At 37.5% G+C, this 1,416-nt stretch carries 1 protein-coding gene and 1 pseudogene; both read right to left on the reverse strand.

The annotated features are described in order from the left end of the window. A pseudogene (locus MNV_RS21250) lies at window positions 1-70 on the reverse strand (hypothetical protein); the annotation flags it as partial. A gap of 69 nt (window positions 71-139) precedes the next feature. Next, a complete protein-coding gene (locus MNV_RS09465; RefSeq protein ID WP_096205533.1) occupies window positions 140-1,027 on the reverse strand; it encodes a UbiA family prenyltransferase in 888 nt (295 codons plus the stop codon). Window positions 1,028-1,416 lie beyond the last annotated feature (389 nt).

Below are 1,416 nucleotides of genomic sequence, written 5' to 3' on the forward strand. Positions count from 1 at the left end.
TCTCGTTCGTTGTGGCTTTCATGAACTTATAGTTAGTAAATCCCACTTTCGAGCTGCTTGCGATTATGTCGCCCGGAAGGTCGTAATGTTGCCATGAAAATTGTGTTGGCTTTCTGAGCTATATAGTATTACTCATATCCTATTCTGCAATATACAGAAGGCTTCCAAATAATATGAACTGACCATCAGCCACAGCATCACATAAAAGATTTGTCATTTTCTTTTTATTAGAAAATAAAATATAAAAATTAGCATATATCATGCCCGTAACTAGAATGTATGTAAGTTTCATGGATAGGTATGATAAACTCAAGGGTAGGATTATAATTCCTGAAAAGATGTTTAAACCACTTAGAGATTTTATGGTTTTTGGCAACCCGATGATTACAGGTATCGTTTTTACTCCCGAAGAAGTATCTCCCTCGGTATCCCGCATATCAAAAACAACCGAATTGATGAACACCAGTGTGAAAAAGAAGATGATAATAATAAGAGTCATAGCATTCATACTGAATGATACGGAATAAACAGGAAGTAATGCCGGGGTTAATGCCCATGCAAATGCAACTACAAGATTTTTAACAAAGGGGATCTCTTTCAACCTCCTGTATTTGAATTTTTTTGGGAGCCATGCGATGCTGTATAAAATGCCACAGATGAGCGGAATAGCTGATATTAATGTAGTTTTTACCCCGTAGCAGAGAGCCAGCGCAATTGCAAGGATATATGCAAGTATAGCAGAAGTCGAAAGAACTCTCCAATAACGGCTGGTAAAGGAATACCTATCTGAGTAATTTATTGCATCCTCTTTTTCATCGGTTTTACGATTGATGTTGTAAACTGAGAAAGTTGCGAGGAACATTATGGCAAGTAAAGAGAGGCTACATTTGATATGCTGTAACACGCAAGAAATGTAGACCATAGCAGCGCCTGCTAAGGAGAGATAGATGGAGCTGTATATCAGAAAAGAAAAGATGCCTGTGATTTTTTTGGTTATGAATGCCTTGAGTCTTTCCCACCCAGCCATGTATTATAAGGAGTGCAAAGGGGTTGACATTTATTACGATGACGAATTTTCATTAAAGTGATGAAGATTAATCAGTCAGATTAACATTAATCGGAGCGATGAATTTTAATGATTATAATTAAAATAAATCACAGTAATAAATATATAGAAGGACTGACTAGGGGTAGCATGGCTTGTAACAATGGGGTGGAAAAAACGCAGAGAACTACTGTATTATGAGCCCCGGAGTATTAAAGGAGGAAATAAAATATGAGAAATAAAGGAATACAATTAGGTGCGCTGCTCATGACGATAATGCTTGTGAGTATGGCGTTTGTACCAGTTGTGAGTGCCGCTCCGACTATAGAAACAGTAACACCGACTAGTGGAGCGTTTGACAAGTTTTTTCC

Origin of the sequence: Candidatus Methanoperedens nitratireducens (assembly GCF_900196725.1) — an archaeon.
GTDB lineage: Archaea > Halobacteriota > Methanosarcinia > Methanosarcinales > Methanoperedenaceae > Methanoperedens > Methanoperedens nitroreducens_A.

Bases quoted from the DNA above. Each gene is read 5' to 3' on its own strand.
- MNV_RS09465 (WP_096205533.1), bottom strand. From the start codon at position 1,027: ATGGCTGGGTGGGAAAGACTCAAGGCATTCATAACCAAAAAAATCACA.